Source organism: Endozoicomonas atrinae, assembly GCF_001647025.1.
GTDB lineage: Bacteria > Pseudomonadota > Gammaproteobacteria > Pseudomonadales > Endozoicomonadaceae > Endozoicomonas > Endozoicomonas atrinae.
In genome coordinates, this window is the sequence record NZ_LUKQ02000613.1 from 1 (window position 1) to 1,030 (window position 1,030).

Here is a 1,030-nt window from a genome sequence, read left to right on the forward strand (position 1 = left end):
ATACCAATTTCATTTTCAAAATATGTCACGAATTCTGCGATTGCCTTTATACTTTAAATAGCCTGTTGTTCATCCCGTTAATGTCATGCCTAAAACTCCCGATTTTCCTGAAAACTTTCACGATGCAAAATTTTCAACCGCAGCCCGTCATGCGTCTGACAATAGAGAATGCATAAGATTACTTGGACTTTCCTTTCTTCAGAAAGGTTTCTCCGAATGTCAGGTTGCTACGCTACTGGATGTCCACACTCAATCAGTTTTTAACTGGCTCAGGAGCTATAAAGAGGGAGGTATTGACGCTCTGAAAGATAAGGGAGGCCGTGGCCGTAAAAATAAAATGAATGAAGAGGATGAAGTAGAATTTAAGAAAGCGGTTCTTAATCTTCAAGACCAGAAAGACGGTGGCAGAATCACTGGCCGTGATGTTAAAGCGATGATGAAAAATGATTTCGATATTGAGTGTGCCAATTCAACGATGTATAAAATCATGCATAAAGTTGGCCTTTCATGGATATCAGGCCGAACTTGTCATCCGAAACAGGATTTAGAGGCTCAGGAAACCTTTAAAAAAACTTCAAAGACATAGTGCGGCAGGCAGTTCCGGTAGATGTTGAATTAAAGGAAGTTGATATCTGGTTTCAGGATGAAGGTCGTTTTGGGCAACAAAATACTATTAGCAGAGTCTGGGCTGAAAAAGGAAGTCGGCCTGGCTTAATTCGACAGCAGCAATTTATATCGGCCTATTTGTTTGCAGCCGTTTGTCCTGAAAGAGATCTCGGTGTTGCGCTGGCATTACCACACGCAAACGCGGAAGGTATGGCTCTTCATTTAAACGAAATATCCAAACTCACACCTGAAGGAAGACACGCTGGTGTTCTCATTGACAATGCCGGTTATCATCGATCAAAAGAACTTCCTCAATTTGACAACCTGACTCTAATTCCTTTACCGCCTTATTCCCCTGAAATAAACAGCGCAGAGGAAATATGGGAGTGGTTGAGAGCGCATGATTTATCAAATTATGTATTTA

At 41.3% G+C, this 1,030-nt stretch carries 2 protein-coding genes; both read left to right on the forward strand.

The annotated features are described in order from the left end of the window. Positions 1-85 precede the first annotated feature (85 nt). Complete coding sequence (locus AK963_RS29540; protein WP_066018787.1) at positions 86-586, forward strand: helix-turn-helix domain-containing protein; 501 nt, start codon at positions 86-88, stop codon at positions 584-586. Continuing rightward, positions 586-1,030, forward strand: a 445-nt coding sequence (locus AK963_RS29545) for an IS630 family transposase (RefSeq protein ID WP_066018788.1), incomplete at its 3' end; no start/stop codon positions are given. The genes AK963_RS29540 and AK963_RS29545, both read left to right, overlap by 1 nt.